The 15,051-nt window shown below is 60.1% G+C and carries 13 protein-coding genes and 1 tRNA gene; 10 read left to right on the top strand and 4 right to left on the bottom strand.

The window, feature by feature from the left end; genetic code table 11:
* Nucleotides 1-22 precede the first annotated feature (22 nt).
* Nucleotides 23-1,915, bottom strand: coding sequence for a peptidylprolyl isomerase (locus PMI03_RS18300; RefSeq protein WP_007696095.1), 1,893 nt, complete (start codon nucleotides 1,913-1,915; stop codon nucleotides 23-25).
* Nucleotides 1,916-2,099: 184 nt separating this feature from the next.
* Here PMI03_RS18300 and PMI03_RS18295 point away from each other — a divergent pair, with 184 nt between their 5' ends.
* From PMI03_RS18295 to PMI03_RS18280, 4 genes are all read left to right on the top strand, one after another.
* Complete coding sequence (locus tag PMI03_RS18295) at nucleotides 2,100-2,381, top strand: hypothetical protein (RefSeq protein ID WP_007696092.1); 282 nt, start codon at nucleotides 2,100-2,102, stop codon at nucleotides 2,379-2,381.
* 244 nt (nucleotides 2,382-2,625) lie between these two features.
* Nucleotides 2,626-3,090: a MarR family winged helix-turn-helix transcriptional regulator gene (locus PMI03_RS18290; protein ID WP_007696090.1), complete on the top strand. Its 465-nt coding sequence runs from the start codon at nucleotides 2,626-2,628 to the stop codon at nucleotides 3,088-3,090.
* Nucleotides 3,083-4,306: an HlyD family secretion protein gene (locus PMI03_RS18285; protein ID WP_007696089.1), complete on the top strand. Its 1,224-nt coding sequence runs from the start codon at nucleotides 3,083-3,085 to the stop codon at nucleotides 4,304-4,306. The genes PMI03_RS18290 and PMI03_RS18285 overlap by 8 nt, the downstream gene beginning before the upstream one ends.
* Complete coding sequence (locus PMI03_RS18280; RefSeq protein WP_007696087.1) at nucleotides 4,299-5,843, top strand: DHA2 family efflux MFS transporter permease subunit; 1,545 nt, start codon at nucleotides 4,299-4,301, stop codon at nucleotides 5,841-5,843. Before PMI03_RS18285 ends, PMI03_RS18280 begins: the two co-directional genes overlap by 8 nt.
* 67 nt (nucleotides 5,844-5,910) lie before the next feature.
* Here the strand turns inward: PMI03_RS18280 and PMI03_RS18275 are convergent, their stop codons facing one another.
* On the bottom strand, nucleotides 5,911-6,513 hold the full coding sequence (locus PMI03_RS18275; RefSeq protein WP_007696085.1) for a DNA-3-methyladenine glycosylase: 603 nt from the start codon (nucleotides 6,511-6,513) through the stop codon (nucleotides 5,911-5,913).
* 197 nt (nucleotides 6,514-6,710) lie between these two features.
* Between PMI03_RS18275 and PMI03_RS18270 the strand changes: the two genes are divergently transcribed.
* A tRNA-Ser gene (locus PMI03_RS18270) sits at nucleotides 6,711-6,800 on the top strand.
* Between the two features lie 587 nt (nucleotides 6,801-7,387).
* On the opposite strand, the gene PMI03_RS18265 is transcribed toward PMI03_RS18270, so the two are convergent.
* Nucleotides 7,388-7,684, bottom strand: coding sequence for a PsiF family protein (locus PMI03_RS18265; protein ID WP_007696083.1), 297 nt, complete (start codon nucleotides 7,682-7,684; stop codon nucleotides 7,388-7,390).
* A gap of 455 nt (nucleotides 7,685-8,139) precedes the next feature.
* Here PMI03_RS18265 and PMI03_RS18260 point away from each other — a divergent pair, with 455 nt between their 5' ends.
* The 4 genes from PMI03_RS18260 to PMI03_RS18245 all read left to right on the top strand — a co-directional run bounded on the left by PMI03_RS18260 (nucleotide 8,140) and on the right by PMI03_RS18245 (nucleotide 12,446).
* A complete protein-coding gene (locus PMI03_RS18260) occupies nucleotides 8,140-9,306 on the top strand; it encodes a septal ring lytic transglycosylase RlpA family protein (RefSeq protein WP_007696081.1) in 1,167 nt (388 codons plus the stop codon).
* A gap of 68 nt (nucleotides 9,307-9,374) precedes the next feature.
* Nucleotides 9,375-10,586: a D-alanyl-D-alanine carboxypeptidase family protein gene (locus PMI03_RS18255; protein ID WP_007696079.1), complete on the top strand. Its 1,212-nt coding sequence runs from the start codon at nucleotides 9,375-9,377 to the stop codon at nucleotides 10,584-10,586.
* A 142-nt stretch (nucleotides 10,587-10,728) separates the two neighbouring features.
* Complete coding sequence (gene tmk / locus PMI03_RS18250; protein WP_007696077.1) at nucleotides 10,729-11,412, top strand: dTMP kinase; 684 nt, start codon at nucleotides 10,729-10,731, stop codon at nucleotides 11,410-11,412.
* Nucleotides 11,409-12,446 (top strand): DNA polymerase III subunit delta', encoded by a 1,038-nt coding sequence (locus PMI03_RS18245; protein ID WP_007696074.1) that lies wholly within the window; start codon nucleotides 11,409-11,411, stop codon nucleotides 12,444-12,446. Before tmk ends, PMI03_RS18245 begins: the two co-directional genes overlap by 4 nt.
* Here PMI03_RS18245 and PMI03_RS18240 read toward each other — a convergent pair.
* A complete protein-coding gene (locus tag PMI03_RS18240; RefSeq protein ID WP_007696072.1) occupies nucleotides 12,443-13,243 on the bottom strand; it encodes a sulfite exporter TauE/SafE family protein in 801 nt (266 codons plus the stop codon). The genes PMI03_RS18245 and PMI03_RS18240 overlap by 4 nt on opposite strands.
* 248 nt (nucleotides 13,244-13,491) lie before the next feature.
* On the opposite strand from PMI03_RS18240, the gene metG reads away from it, so the two are divergent.
* Nucleotides 13,492-15,045 (top strand): methionine--tRNA ligase, encoded by a 1,554-nt coding sequence (gene metG / locus PMI03_RS18235; protein ID WP_007696069.1) that lies wholly within the window; start codon nucleotides 13,492-13,494, stop codon nucleotides 15,043-15,045.
* Nucleotides 15,046-15,051 lie beyond the last annotated feature (6 nt).

Raw genomic sequence — 15,051 nt, 5'->3', positions numbered from 1 at the left:
GCTATCGATCCTCCCGACCGAGCTAGCGAGACATCGCCTGTTCGGCGAGGTTCTGGTTGACCGTGACGGTGTATTTCGACTGCAGGTCGGCAACGATCTGGTCGAGAATGTCGTCACCGGCAGCGTTGGCAATCTGGGTCGCCTGCTGATCCTGGTTGCTGAGCGCATCGGTCGTCGGATTGTTGTTGACGTCGGTGACCTTCAGCAGGATCTGCGTCGTGTCATCAGCACCGATGGCATTGGCAGCCGTGTCGATCGGGCCGGAGAAGGCGGCGGCAACGCCGGCACGACCAAGAACCGGATCGTCCGTCGTGCGCGTCACGTCAGCCTTGCTTTCGACGGCGATGCCGAGCGGCGTGGCGATATCGGCAAGCGACTTGCCCTTCTGCGCTTCCTGCTTCAGCTCGTTGGCCTTGGCGGCGAGAGCGATCTTCTGCTGCTCGGCAGTCCAGTCGACAACGGCTTTTTCACGGACTTCGGCAAGCGGGCGATCACGATCCGGGGTGATACCCAGGACATCGTACCAGACGTAACCGTCGTTGCCGACCGTCATGGGCGCGGCATTGCTGCCCTGTTCCGCCTTGAAGACTTCGCCGAGCAATTGCTGCCTGGCGGGCAGATCCTTGATCTCGTTGCCGGCCTGGTCGAGCCCGGTGGAATCGATCGCATCCACCGTTACCGCCTTCAGGTTCAACTGCTGGGCAGCCTCCTGCAAGGATACGCCGGAGCCGCGCAGGTCTTCGAACTTGTCATGGATGCTGGTGATATCACTGGCGGCGGCGTTGAGCGCGATCTGCTTGCGGATATCTTCCTTGACGTCGTCGAAGTTCTTCGCGGTCTCGTCCTTGACGTTGGTCACGCGCAGGATCACCGGGCCGAAGGAACCGTCGACAACGGGCGTCGTGCCGCCTTCCTTGGTCACGGCAAAAGCGGCCTGGGCGAGCGTCTGATCCGGAACCTGCTCCTTGGTGAAGGTGCCAAGCAATACGTCGGCCGGCTTCTTGCCCTGGTCGGTGACGAGCTGATCGAACGTCGTACCGGTCTTCAGCGCATCCGAGGCCGCATTTGCGAGGTCCTTGTTGGCGAAGGTCAGCTGCTCGATCGTGCGCGTTGCCGGCGTGGTGAAGCTATTCTTGCGCTTCTCGAACTCAGCGCGAGCGGCATCGTCGGTGACGCTTGCGGGATCAGCAATGTCTTCCGCCTGGAGTTTCACATAAGAAAACTTGCGATATTCGGGAGCGCGGAACTTCGACTTGACGCCATCGAACCATTTCGACAGCACGTCGTCTGCCGGAGCCTTGATCGGATCGATATTGGCATTGGTCAGCAGCAGATAGTCGATGCTGCGGCTTTCATCATGATACTGCTTGACGGCATCCACCAGCGTCTTCGGGGCGACAAAGCCGTTGGAGACAGCTTCGACGATCTGACTGCGGACCGCGACCTTGCTGCGCTCCTTGATATAATCGTCGGGATTAATGTTGCTGTTGCGCAGCAGGCTCTCGAACTTCTGGCGATCGAAGGTGCCGTTCAGCGCCTTGAAAGCCGGATCGTCACCGATGAGCTGAGCAAGACGATCCTGCGACAGGCCGAGGTTCATATCGCTGGCGAGCTGGTCGAGCGAGGCGCCGGCCACAAGCTGCGCGACGGTCTGCTGCGCGATGCCGAAGGCGCGTGCTTGTTCCGGCGTGATCTGCATGCGCAGCTGCTGGCTGATCGCCTGAATCTGACGACGATAGGCAAGGCGGAATTCGTTGGTATCGATCTTCTGATCACCGACGGTCACGACGGCATTACTGCTCCCTCCCGTCACCATTCGGCTTTCGATGCCCCATATGCTGAAAGCAGCAATCAGAAGCACGAAGATACCCTTGGCAACCCAGGTCTTGGCCAGTTTTCTCAACACATCGAACATCGGAAGGCAAACCTCGTCATCAATACCCTCTTCGCCCGCGGGCGAAGCAATCGGAGTTCCTTAGAGCAATCCGAAACGGAATTGAAGAGCTACCAAGGAAATCAACCGGGCGAGGCACCAAAGCTCCGGAACCTTTACCCAGCATTGACGTTGACTGACAAGGTAACAACAAAAGGAGCCGACGATGGCCGAGACGAAATCCGCTTCCGCCCAATCCGCCTCAGCACAGGCACACGCAGAAACCGCCGTCGACGACCTGGCCGCACAGATTGCAGCGCTGCGGGAGGATTTGACAAGACTTTCCCATAGTGTGGCAGCGGTCGGGCAGGGCGCAAAGTCGGTCGTCACCGAGGAGGCTCAGGAAGTAACCGAGCAGCTTCGGGAGAAGGTTCGTCAGGAACCGATCTTCATGGTCGCGGCCGCAGCCGGCATTGGTTATCTGATAGGCCTGCTCAGCCATCGATAGCGCATGTGCGTGCAGAATCTATAAATCCGCGGGCTTGGAGCCTGCGGATTCCGTTTCCAGTTTGAATTTTGAATCATGAGTCGCGCGTAGCTTCGTATCCCTGGCGACTGCGACATCTTTGCGACACCCCTGCGACATTTTGACAATCCGCCGTTGATCGCGCCTCGACCTCTTGAATCGGGCGTCCGCTTATTATACGTCACGGCATTATAAGGTTGCTTATGAATAGCAGGCTTCTCATATCATGCACACAGCACCGACCCTCGGCTTTCTCCTCCACGACGTTGCCCGGCTTCTTCGGAAGCGGTTCGAGCAGCGTGCTAAAGATTTGGGGCTGACGCGCTCCCAATGGCAGACGCTTGCCTATCTCTCGAACAACGAGGGTATCCATCAGGCCGGTCTTGCCGAGATGTTGGAAATCGAGCCGATTACGCTGGTGCGTATCCTCGACAAGCTGGCCGATCGCGGACTGGTCGAACGTCGCCAGCATCCGAACGATCGCCGGAGCTGGCTGCTCTACATGCGCGATGACGCCCGGCCATTGCTCGACACCATGCGCAGTTTGGGCGACCAGACCCGCAGGGAGGCCCTGCAAGGCGTTCCCATCGAGGAACATGAGCGCCTTTATCAATTGCTTACCCTAATGAAATCGAACCTGGTTCAGGCCTGCCGTGCAACGGTGGGCGACAAAGAGACACATCATGGCTGACGCATCCTCTCCGCTTCGCGTACCCGCAAATGCAAATTCCGCTAGCGAACAGAATCAAGCCGCAGTTGCAGAGGCGCCGTCCTCCAACCCTGCGCCCGCGCCTGCAGCAGCAGGGGCCGCGGCTCCGGCTGCCGCTACCGAAAAGCCGCGCAAGCGCCGCAGCCCGACGCGGCCGATCCTCTTCGCGCTACTGCCAGTCGCCCTGGTTGTTGGCGGCTATTATTACGTCACAGGCGGGCAAATCATGTCCACCGACAACGCCTATGTCCAGGCAGACATGGTCGGCGTTTCGACCGATGTTTCCGGCACGGTGATCTCGGTCGACGTGCATGAAAATGAGGTGGTGAAGAAGGGGCAGGTGCTTTTCCGCCTGAAGCCCGATTCGTTCCGCATTACGCTGGAAGGCGCGCAGGCGCAGCTCGGCAACGCCCGCAACCAGATCCTGAACCTGCAGGCGAGTTACAAGCAATCGCTCGCCGAGATCGCCCAGGCGCAGGCCGACATTCCCTATTACCAGAATGAATATGAGCGCCAGCAGAACCTGATCAACAGCTCGGTCGCCTCCAAGGCCGCTTACGATCAGGCCAAGCACAATCTCGATGCGGCTCAGCAGAAGGTCTCCGTCGCCCAGGCGCAGGCGGCAACCACGCTCGCCCAGCTCGGCGGCAACGCCGACCTGCCGGTCGAACAGAATCCGCTTTACCTGCAGGCCAAGGCCGCCGTCGACAACGCCCAGCGCGAACTCGACGATACGGTCGTGCGTGCACCCTTCGACGGCATCACCACCAATGTTCCCTCGCTGCAGGTCGGCGCCTATCTGACGGCCGCGCAACAGGGATTCTCGCTGGTGTCCACCACCAATATGTGGATCAACGCCAGCCCGAAGGAAACCGAGCTGACCTATGTCAAGACCGGTCAGAAGGTGACGATCTCGGTCGATGCTTATCCTGGCGTCACCTGGAAGGGCACCGTCTCCAGCATCTCGCCGGCCTCCGGCGCAAGCTTCTCGCTGCTGCCGGCGCAGAATACGACGGGCAACTGGGTGAAGGTCGTTCAGCGCATCCCGATGATCATCAGCATCGACGATACCCAGGGCAAGCCGCCGCTGCGCGTCGGCATGAGCGTCGTCGCCGGCGTCGATACCGGTCACGCCCGCGGCCTGCCGGACTCCATCGCCAGCCTGTTGGGCCAATCCCACGGTCAGGATCATGAGTAACGCTGCCATCGCTTCCCCCGCAGGCCCGATCGCCAATCGCGGCGCCATCACCGCTTGCGTCATCCTGGCGGTCATCATGCAGGCGCTGGACACCACCATCGCCAACGTCGCTCTGCCGCATATCCAGGGCGACGTTTCGGCCAGCGCTGACCAGATCAACTGGGTTCTGACCTCCTATATCGTCGCCGCCGCCATCATGACGCCGCCGTCGGGATTCCTGTCGGCCAAGTTCGGCCGCAAACGCGTGCTGCTGGTGGCGATCGCCGGCTTCGTCGTCGCCTCCGTGCTGTGCGGCCTGGCGCAATCACTGAACCAGATCGTCGGCTTCCGCCTGTTGCAGGGCCTGTTCGGTGCAGCGCTCGTGCCGCTGTCGCAGGGCATCCTGCTTGACATCTACAATGTCGAGGAACGCGGCAAAGCCATGGCGCTGTTCGGCGTCTCAGTCATGGTCGGCCCGGTGCTCGGGCCTGTTATCGGTGGCTGGCTGACGGACAATATGAGCTGGCGCTGGGTGTTCTACATCAACGTGCCGATCGGCGCGCTCGCCTTCTTTGGCATCGTCGTCTATGTGACGGAAACCAAGCTCGACGCGCTCGCCAAGCTCGACATATTCGGCTTCAGCATGCTGTCGATCGGCATCGCAGCACTACAGCTTTTCCTCGACCGTGGCGAGCAGCTGGACTGGTTCTACTCCGGGGAGATCATCATTGAGGCCCTGGTTTGCGCCTGCGCCTTCTATCTCTTCCTGGTGCATACGTTCACGGCGAAGAAGTCCTTCGTGAATCCGCGATTGTTCCTGGACCAGAATTTCGCGGTGAGCATGCTGTTCATCTTCATCGTTGGCGTCACCTATCTCGCCTCGCTGGCGCTGATGACGCCCTATCTGCAGACGCTGATGGGCTATCCCGTCGTCACCGCCGGCATCGTCATGGGTCCGCGCGGCCTCGGCACCATGTTCTGCATGTTCCTTGTGGGACGGCTGATCGGCAAGGTGGATACGCGCTGGCTGCTGTTCATCGGCCTCGCTCTGACCGCCTGGGCGATGTACGACATGACCGGCTGGACGCCCGACGTCTCGCAATGGACGCTGATCTCGGTCGGTTTCGTGCAGGGCGCCGGTCTTGGCTTCCTCTTCGTACCGCTGACGACGATCGCCTTTGCGACATTGCCGGCGCAAATGCGCGGCGAGGGGACCGGCCTCTACAATCTCTCGCGCAACATCGGCTCCAGCGTCGGCATATCCGTCGTTTCGATGCTGATCACCGAGAATACCCAGGTCAACCATTCGACGATCGCCGCCTATGTGACGCCATTCAACCGCTATTTCGACGCGACGGCGGCGCAGGGCCTCAGCCCGGTGACGGCCGTTGGCCGCGCCTCGCTCGACAGCATCATCACCACGCAGGCGACGATCATCGCCTATATGGACGATTTCAAGCTGCTGATGCTGATGTCGATCTTTGCCATGCCGCTGCTCATGCTGCTGCGCAAGCCAGCCGCGCCGCCGGTGGTCGATCATAGCGTTGCTATGGAATAGCCGCGCAGTCTTTCCAGTTTCACTGCGCGGTTACATGGCCGCCGGACACCACGCCGGCGGCCCTTTTTTATCCTTGCGGGAATCGGCGACTGACGAAGCGTGAGCCGACCGCGCCGAAGCGCCAGAGCGGATCGACATTCCTACTGATGCCTATGCGTTTGCCCGCGACGACGGACAATGGTTCGGCCGGAGAGAATTCAAAGGGCGCAGCATCCAATGCCCTGCCGTTCAGACTGATATTGATGCCCATCGCCTGTGTCAGCTTTCCCGGCCCGCTGCAAAGTGCCGCTATGTCGGCAGTGCCGCGCCTCTGGATCATCTCTCCGATTCCGCTTTCCGGCTCCATCGCCCGGATCAACACCGCGCTCCCCGTCGTGCAGACGAAATTCACGCACCAGTGAATGCCATAGGACCGATAGATGTAGACATGCCCCGCCGGACCGAACATAGCCGCATTGCGCGCCGTTGGCCCGCGAAAAGCATGGGATGCCTCATCATCCGGCCGGTAAGCTTCCGTCTCCACGATACGCCCGCCAACGCCCGCAACGGTAAAGCGCGCGCCGATGAGATCGGACGCAACGACCACGGCGTCACGGGAAAAGAAAGCGGCAAGGTCAGGGCCGGCAAGCGGTGCCTGGCCGAGGGGCAGGGGGCGGTCGCTGGGCGTCATGGGCGAGGGCGGTGTCCTTCCGGATAATCGGTCCCAAATTACTATCGCCCGATCACTGAAACGCCTAGCCCAATCCAGACGTCCTCGATTGGGACACGAATTGGGCCGCACACCGCCGCGCAACCGGTTGACGCTCCGGCCCGAATAGCTGTAAAGCCAGCCCACCACATTTTCTGAAGCGTAACGCTTCGGCGACAGGAAGAGTGTCCGAGTGGTTTAAGGAACCGGTCTTGAAAACCGGCGTGCGGGAAACCGTACCGTGGGTTCGAATCCCACCTCTTCCGCCATTTCTACCCTTATCCATAACAGCCGGTACTCAATTCCATATTTCGGCCCCGGCATAACAGCCTCGCGTTCACCTGCGAGATGCCACTTGATTGTCACCGTCGATCCTGTAGACACCACCGAAGAACGCGACTGCCGTCAACTTTAGGGCGGGGTCGGGCGGCCGATTGACGTCACGCTGCTGCCACGAGATTACGTGGCCGTTCTTTTTCCTGAAGACACGAGACATGATACGCCCATGGCTGCACACCCTCGGCCATTTCTCACCATGTCACGCCAGCTGTCACGCGACATTCCTCACTCGCTCCTGTAGTTAGCCTCCAACGTTCGGGTTTGAGGTGCGGATGATGTCGACTTCGATTTTGACTGCTTTGACGGTATGTGCAGGCGCAATCACGGTGGCATTTATGGTAGCGCAGTTGCTTCACTGACCTTGGCGTCCAGTGGCCTGGCTTTTTCTAATTTCTATTTAGAATTACCAATATCATAGGTAATTGCCACCACGGATGAATAGGCTTGACGATGTCCATCGCCCGGAACCGAGAGGGCTGCGGCGGTGTTCACGCCGCAGCCTCAATGTCAGGCCGGCTTATACCTTGCCGCCGTTTTTCTTGCACTGGCTGCGGAACTTGGAGCGTTCCTTTCCATGCAGGCCCTTTGCATCAGCCTGTGCGGAGCAAGCCTTCGAAATCTCTGTCTGTGCAGGCTTGGCGGCCTTCTGCTTCGTCGCGGTTGCGGTCGTTTTCGCGGTTGCCGCCGGCGCTGTCGTGGTCGTGGTGGTGGCCGGCGTGGTCGTTGTCGTCGATGGGGTCGTTGTTTGCGCCATCGCGTTTGCGCTGATCAAAGCAACAATGGCCGCTGCCGTGAATGTCTTAACAAATCGCATGATGTTTTCCTCCGTTAACTGACTTGGTTGGGGGTTCGTAGAGTCAGGTTAACGGTGGAAACTTGGATCATTGTTTGAGCAAAAGCAATCAACTAACCCTTGTAGCGTCCGCCATCGCGGCTCGGTGGGATCTGGCAACGTTCGTTAGCCGCGCGTTTCACACCGGGCCGTGCGGGGGTATCGTTTAGACGTATCGGCCCTGATTTTATCCTCATACTCGACCTGCGCGAAGGCGGCCAAGTGTCGGGCAGTAGCCTTCCACTAGCTTTTATTTTCATAATTCATTAACCATAACATTCGGAATTGTCCGTATCCGCTCAATTCGGAACGCAAATTCGACAACATGCAATCATGATTAAAGTACCGTTAGGTGATTGGGGCGTAGCAGATATTGGCATGAGGGATATGCCATTGCATGCCTCGGTCCTGGTAATTTGTTAAGCGGCGTGGGACAGATGAAATTCGATAATCGTGCGGTGACATACGCGACAGGTATGCGTTGGTTTGCTCTCTCACTGATGTGCGCCACCGTCACCGCTTGCGGAACCTCGCAGCAGGTTGCGACGAAGCGTCAGCACGGCAAGGAATATTTTTCCGAGAAGGAATATGGCGTCAAAGCAAGCCCGCGGGTTGTCGCCAACGGACCTGTTCCCAAGGGCGGCGGCCGTTTCCTCGTCGGCAATCCCTATCAGGTCAAGGGCAAGTGGTATTATCCCAAGGAGGATTATGCCTATAACAAGACCGGGATCGCCTCCTGGTATGGCTCTGCTTTTCACGGCCGCCTGACCGCCAATGGCGAAGTCTACGACCAGCAGGCGCTGACCGCAGCACACCCGACTTTTCCGCTGCCGAGCTATGCGCGCGTGACCAATGTCGAAACCGGCTCCTCCATCATCGTGCGCGTCAACGATCGCGGGCCTTATCATCCCGGCCGTATCATCGACCTTTCCAACAAGACGGCACAGTTGCTCGATCTGCAGCACAGCGGCACCGGTGATGTGCGCGTGCAATATGTCGGCCGCGCCCGTATGGACGGCCACGACGAGCCCTATCTGATGGCCTCCTACATTCCCAAGGGGTCGCGCATTCCAAGCATCAATCCCGGCGACCAGATCGCAACGGGCGTGATGGTTGCTTCGAACGGCGCGATGACCGCCGATCAATTGCCCCAGTCGGATAGCTATGCCCGCAAGAGCCGTGAGCAGCGCAGCTTCGACACCACACCGGCACTGGCTCCGATACCGCGATCCTCGCCGAATTCTGCTGTCGCCTTTGCCGGCTCCACGCCGACGAATTCCAATGCCGGCAAGCACAACAATCCGCCGCCGATGACCTGGAACGGCGGCGCCGCGCCGTCCGTTGATCCTGTCGAGCCGACGCTTGTTGTCCTGCCCATTATCGGACCCATCCCTTACGAGCGTCCGGATTTCTCGCCGGGCATGGCCAGCCTCGCCACGCCGTCGCTCGCCTCCACGGTTGCGGCCTACCAGGATGCGCCGGTCAAGACGGTCTATGTCAACCTCGCTTTCGATGCGGTCATGGTCCGCAATGACGGGTTGACGCAGGAATCGATCCTCTCCGCTTATCACCGCCAGCATCAAGGTCAGACGCAAGTCGATTGATTGGCTTGATTGCCTGAATCTTCACCCCTGGCTAATATGTTCGGGGGTGGTCGCATTGGGGAGCCGGCATGCTAAGACGCTTTACTGTCGCGTTTTTCTTCCTTGTCGGAGTTGGCTGTCTGCAAGCGGTCGCGCAGCAGGCACCGCCTCCCGCTTTCGATACCAAGGCCACCCAGGCCTTCATGATTGAAGCCTCCACCGGCACGATCCTGCTTGCCAAGAACGCGGATCAACCCATTTCTCCGGCATCGCTTGCCAAGCTGATGACGCTGGACGTCATCTTCGATGCAATCAAGCGGGGAGAGATCACACTCGATACCGAATATCCGGTCTCCGAAAATGCCTGGCGCACCGGCGGGGCGCCGTCGCGCACCTCGACTATGTTCGCCGCGCTGAAATCGCGCGTGCGCGTCGGGGACCTGATCCAGGGCATCGCGGTGCAACAGGCCAATGATAGCTGCATCGTTCTTGCCGAGGGGATTTCGATCAGCGAAAAGGAATTTGCCCGACGCATGACGGCGCGTGCGCGGGAGATCGGCATGCCTCGGGCGGTGTTCACCAATTCCACTGGCCTACCGGATGCGAACGATCAGAACGGCGGCGGCAAAGTCTCGGTGCGGGAACTTGTGACGCTGGCGCAGGACCTGCAGCAGAATTATCCCGATTTCTACAAGTATCTCGCCCAGCCGGATTTCACCTGGAACAAGATCTTCCAGCGCAATCGCAATCCTCTGCTGCCGCTTAACATCGGCGTCGATGGCCTAGGCCTCGGCTTTGCGGACGGTGAGGGCTACTCGATCGTCGCCTCCATCCAGCGCGATGGCAGACGGCTGTTTCTGGCGCTGGGCGGCTTGAAAACGGACAAGGAACGCACCGAAGAAAGCCGCCGCGTGCTGGAATGGGGCCTCAGCAACTTCAAAAGCCAGCGCATCTTCGCCGACGGCGAAGTGATCGGCAATGCCAGCGTCTACGGCGGGGCACAATCCACAGTCGGGCTGCTCGCCAAGATGCCAGTCGATGTCTATGTGGCAAACGACAATCCCGATCGCCTCTCGGCCCGCATCGTCTACCGTTGGCCCCTGACAGCACCTGTTGCGGCTGGCTACGAAGCCGGAACGCTCCGCGTCTTTTCCGGCGCGCGGCTGTTGCGCGAACTGCCGCTCTATACGAAGGATCCGGTCGCGCAGGGAACGCTCAGCCGTCGCGCCTTCGATGCCTTCGTGGAGTTGACGGAGACTCTGCTGTTTTCATGGCTCTGGGATACGCCGGCCCCGACCTGATCGCTTCGCGCCTCGCGAAATCCCTGTTCACAGCCTATATAGAATGTCCGAGCTGGTGGTTTCACCCGCCTGCGTCTTGGGTTAAACAGAACACACGTCACGCGGCGGTAAAAGAGCGTAAAACAAGTGCAGGACATGATCATTGGCTGATGCAACCGGACTGTTCGTGAGCTTCGAGGGCGGGGAAGGGGCCGGCAAATCGACCCAGATTCGCCGTCTGGCGGCGTGGTTGCGCGAGCTGGGGCATGATGTGCTGGTGACGCGCGAGCCGGGCGGTTCGCTGGGAGCCGAAGCGGTGCGGCATGTGCTGCTTTCGGGCGCGGCGGAGATGTTCGGCACCCGCATGGAAGCCATCCTGTTTGCCGCGGCCCGCAACGATCATGTCGAGGAGATCATCCGCCCGGCGCTCGCACGCGGCACGATCGTACTCTGCGACCGCTTCATGGATTCCTCCCGCGTCTATCAAGGCATTACGGGTAATCTGGAACCGGATTTCATCGAAGCCCTGCAACGGGTGGCCGTCAACGGTGTCGTGCCGGACTGCACGCTGATCCTCGATATCCCCGCCGAACTGGGTCTGGAGCGCGCCCGCAAGCGCGCCTCGGCCGATGCCGCGCCGGATCGCTTCGAAAAGGAAGAATTGCAGACCCATGAGAAGCGCCGCGAGGCCTTTCTCGATATCGCCGCACGCGATCCGGACCGCTGCCACGTCGTCGACGCGCAACGCGGGGAGGATGTCATTGCCGATGAGATCGCCGCTATTATCGAAAAGCGATTGAGCCTGGCGGATGACGTGCGAGCCACCAGACCGGAAGTTGCACAATGAGCGAAGACCGGCCCGGCGTTCTGGATGGAGCAATCCCTCCGCAGGATAATACCCGTCTTTTCGGCCATGAGGAGGCCGAGGCTTTTCTGGCGCAGTCCTATCGGTCCAGCAAGGGCCACCATGCCGTGCTGATCGAAGGTCCGGAAGGCATCGGCAAGGCGACGCTCGCTTTCCGCTTCGCCAACCATGTGCTCTCGCATCCGGATCCCGCCACGGCACCCGAGACGATCAGCGATCCGGATCCTGCATCCGCCGTCAGCCGGCAGATTTCCGGCGGCGCCTCGCACAATCTGCTGCACCTTGCCCGCCCGGTCGACGAAAAGACCGGCAAGGTGAAATCGGCGATCACCGTCGATGAAGTCCGTCGCGCCGGAAAATTCTTTTCGCAGACCTCCGGCACCGGCAACTGGCGGGTCGTCATCATCGACCCCGCCGACGACCTCAACCGCAATGCCGCCAACGCTATCCTGAAAATCCTCGAGGAGCCGCCGAAGCGGGCGCTTTTCCTGGTGCTGTCGCACGCGCCGGGCAAGCTTTTGCCGACCATTCGTTCGCGCTGCCTGCCTCTGAAACTGGCGCCGCTCAGCGATAATGCCTTGAGCAACGCTCTTGGACATCTTGGCATTGGCTTGTCAGCAGGGCAGGGAAGTGAACTGCTGGCCGCGGCTAAAGGCAGCGTCAATGAAGCGCTGAAGCTGCTGAATTATGGCGGCGGCGAGATCGTTGCTGCCTATGAGCAGGTGATTTCGGCGGAAGGCCCAGCCGCGCGCCGGGCGATGCACCGCCTCGCCGATGCGCTGTCGGCCAAGGAGAGCGAGACGATATTCAGTTTCTTCGTATCCCACATCGGCGACGACATCATGGCCCGGGCGCGGGCGGCTGCACTGGAGGGGCATCTGACCGTGGCGGAAAAGCTCGCCCGTCTCTATTCCGACGTCACCGAGCGGCTCACCGTGTCGCAAGCCTATAATCTCGACCGCAAACAGACCATCATCACCGTACTCGGTGAACTGAAGCAGCAGCTTTCCTACTAAGGGAAGATCAGCTTCAAGGCGACGACCATCAGAGTAATGGCGAGGACGATGCGGATCAGCCGCTCATGCAGGCGCGGCGCAAGCAGGCTGCCGGCGACGATGCCGGGGATCGAGCCGAGCAGCAGCGCAAACAGCATCGTCCAATTGATCTCGCCGATAAACCAATAGCCCATGCCGCCGATCAAGGTCAGCGGTACGGCATGGACGATATCCGAGCCGACGATCTCTCGGACATCGAGCTGCGGATAGAGCACCAGCAACACCGTAACGCCCAGTGCGCCGGCACCGACCGATGTCATGGTAACGAGCGTGCCGAGCACAAGACCGAGGACCAACGTCAGCAGCGCGATGGTGCGCGGTGCCAGCATCCCGCGCTCGCCCCGCCATTTGCGCATGGCGTTCAACACCTGGCCACGACAGAGCAGCATCAGCGCCGTCAGCAGCAGAAGACAGCCGAGCGACAGGGTGATTGCATGCGCAACCTCCGGGCTCTCGCGATTGACGCCGGCCATCAGCCACAACATCGCCAAGGCAGCCGGCACGCTGCCGGAAGCAAGCAGGCCCACCACTTTCCAGTTCACCCGCCCATGCATGCCGTGCACGGCCGTTCCAGCCGTCTTGGTGATCGCCGCATAGAGGAGATCAGTGCCGACGGCCGTGGCCGGATGCACGCCGAACAGCAGGACGAGCAAGGGTGTCATCAACGATCCGCCGCCAACGCCGGTAATGCCCACCAACATGCCGACGAAGAAACCGGAGAAGGAATAAAGGGGTTGAAATGTTGCTGGAAAACTCAAAATCACGGCCTTTTCGAGCCGTTGAACAGGCTGTCAAAAATGAAAATGGAATTCACGGTGATTTCTGTCCTGCCCTTCGGTTTTCCGCAGGGGTAAAGCCGGGTCAGGACCCTGTCAAGCAAAGCACGTTCGGAGCCAAGGAATGTTGCAGGCGCGAAACTTGGTGTTTCGCTCCCTGCAAACATGCGCTAAAGCGAGCATGAGCAAGAATAACAATGATGAAACCGTAAAGCGGACCATTGCCTGATATGACCGAAAAGACCCCGTTCTACATCACCACCGCGATCGCCTATCCCAACGGCAAGCCGCATATCGGCCATGCCTATGAGCTGATTGCCACCGACGCCATGGCACGTTTCCAGCGGCTGGACGGGCGCGACGTTTTCTTCCTGACGGGTACGGACGAACACGGCCAGAAGATGCAGCAGACGGCGCGCGCCGAGGGCCTGTCTCCGCAAGAGCTCGCCGACCGCAATTCAGCGGAGTTCCAGGCGATGGGCAAGCTGCTCAATTCGTCGAACGACGACTATATCCGCACGACGGAAGAACGCCACCACGAGACCTCGCGGAACATCTGGAACCTGATGGCCGATGCCGGCGACATCTACAAGGATTCTTATGCGGGCTGGTATTCGGTGCGCGACGAAGCCTATTACCAGGAAAACGAAACGGAGCTGCGCGCTGACGGCGTGCGCTACGGGCCACAGGGCACGCCGGTCGAATGGGTGCAGGAGGAAAGCTATTTCTTCAAGCTCTCGGAATACCAGGATCGCCTGCTGAAGCTCTACGAGGAAAACCCCGACTTCATCGGCCCAGCTGAGCGCCGTAACGAGGTGATTTCCTTCGTGAAATCGGGCCTGAAGGACCTGTCGATCTCGCGCACGACGTTCGATTGGGGCATCAAGGTGCCGAACGATCCGGCGCATGTCATGTATGTCTGGGTCGATGCGCTAACCAACTACATTACAGCAACCGGCTATATCGAGGACCGGAACAATCCGCGCGCGAAATACTGGCCGGCTGATGTCCACATCATCGGCAAGGACATCATCCGCTTCCATGCCGTCTATTGGCCGGCTTTCCTGATGTCTGCAAAGCTGCCGCTGCCGAAGCGCGTCTTTGCTCACGGCTTCCTGCTCAACAAGGGCGAGAAGATGTCGAAGTCGCTCGGTAATGTCGTCGATCCGGTCAATCTGGTGAACCACTTCGGTCTCGACCAGGTGCGCTATTTCTTCCTGCGCGAAGTCTCCTTCGGCCAGGACGGCAGCTACAGCGAAGAGGCGATCGGCACGCGCATCAATTCCGATCTCGCCAATGGCATCGGCAATCTCGCCAGCCGCTCGCTGTCGATGATCGTCAAGAATTGCGATGGCAAGATCCCGGAATGCGGAGAGCTGACGGAAGAGGACAAGGCTCTGCTGGCACAAGCCGATGCGCTGCTGACCTCCACGCGCGAGGATATGGGCAAGCAGGCGCTTCATCGTGCGCTCGCCTCGATCATCGCCGTCGTCTCCGAAAGCGACCGTTATTTCGCCGGCCAGGAACCCTGGGCGCTGAAGAAGACCGATCCGGCCCGCATGGCGACCGTGCTCTATGTGACGGCCGACGTCGTCCGCCAGATCGGCATTCTGCTGCAGCCGTTCATGCCGGATTCCTCGACCAAGCTGCTGGATCTGATCGCCATTCCCTCAGACAAGCGCGATTTCGCCGCCCTCGGCGAAGCTGGCCGTCTTGTCCCCGGCACACCGCTGGAAGCGCCGAAGCCGGTCTTTCCGCGCTATGTGGCGCCGACAGTCGAATAAGGTTTG

The organism is Rhizobium sp. AP16, from assembly GCF_000281735.1.
In the GTDB taxonomy this organism is placed as follows: Bacteria; Pseudomonadota; Alphaproteobacteria; order Rhizobiales; family Rhizobiaceae; genus Rhizobium; species Rhizobium rhizogenes.
The sequence above is the reverse complement of the archived record's forward strand: the minus strand, read 5'-3'. Positions and strand labels throughout refer to the sequence as shown.

What these genes read in the sequence shown, in the direction of transcription:
- PMI03_RS18295 (WP_007696092.1), top strand. Translation starts at nt 2,100, where the DNA reads ATGGCCGAGACGAAATCCGCTTCCGCCCAATCCGCCTCAGCACAGGCA.
- metG (WP_007696069.1), top strand. Translation starts at nt 13,492, where the DNA reads ATGACCGAAAAGACCCCGTTCTACATCACCACCGCGATCGCCTATCCC.
- PMI03_RS18275 (WP_007696085.1), bottom strand. Translation starts at nt 6,513, where the DNA reads ATGACGCCCAGCGACCGCCCCCTGCCCCTCGGCCAGGCACCGCTTGCC.
- PMI03_RS18260 (WP_007696081.1), top strand. Translation starts at nt 8,140, where the DNA reads ATGAAATTCGATAATCGTGCGGTGACATACGCGACAGGTATGCGTTGG.
- PMI03_RS18300 (WP_007696095.1), bottom strand. Translation starts at nt 1,915, where the DNA reads ATGTTCGATGTGTTGAGAAAACTGGCCAAGACCTGGGTTGCCAAGGGT.
- PMI03_RS18255 (WP_007696079.1), top strand. Translation starts at nt 9,375, where the DNA reads ATGCTAAGACGCTTTACTGTCGCGTTTTTCTTCCTTGTCGGAGTTGGC.
- PMI03_RS18280 (WP_007696087.1), top strand. Translation starts at nt 4,299, where the DNA reads ATGAGTAACGCTGCCATCGCTTCCCCCGCAGGCCCGATCGCCAATCGC.
- PMI03_RS18265 (WP_007696083.1), bottom strand. Translation starts at nt 7,684, where the DNA reads ATGCGATTTGTTAAGACATTCACGGCAGCGGCCATTGTTGCTTTGATC.
- PMI03_RS18285 (WP_007696089.1), top strand. Translation starts at nt 3,083, where the DNA reads ATGGCTGACGCATCCTCTCCGCTTCGCGTACCCGCAAATGCAAATTCC.
- PMI03_RS18245 (WP_007696074.1), top strand. Translation starts at nt 11,409, where the DNA reads ATGAGCGAAGACCGGCCCGGCGTTCTGGATGGAGCAATCCCTCCGCAG.
- PMI03_RS18290 (WP_007696090.1), top strand. Translation starts at nt 2,626, where the DNA reads ATGCACACAGCACCGACCCTCGGCTTTCTCCTCCACGACGTTGCCCGG.